Genomic DNA, 278 nt, shown 5'->3' on the forward strand with positions numbered 1-278 from the left:
CGTCTTCGAACAGCAGACCCCCGCCGCGCTGGCCCGCGTGTGCCGCGACGCCGACGGCCCCGCCACCCGGGCGGAGGACGACGGCACGGGTCCGGTGGAGCCGACCCCGGTGATGCGCTGGCTGCGGGAGTGGCGGGGCACGGTGGAGGGCTTCCACCAGTCGGTGTTCCTGCGGGTGCCGCCGGGGCTGGGGGAGGAGCGGCTCACGGCGGCGGTGCAGGCGCTGTTCGACCACCACGACGCGCTGCGGCTGAAGGTTCCCGCGGACCCGGACGGAA

1 pseudogene is annotated in these 278 nt (G+C 76.3%); it reads left to right on the plus strand.

The window, feature by feature from the left end:
- Positions 1 to 278, plus strand: a pseudogene (locus KYY02_RS33830) (condensation domain-containing protein); the annotation flags it as partial.

Source organism: Streptomyces pimonensis (genome assembly GCF_041380215.1).
Taxonomy (GTDB): Bacteria; Actinomycetota; Actinomycetes; order Streptomycetales; family Streptomycetaceae; genus Streptomyces; species Streptomyces pimonensis.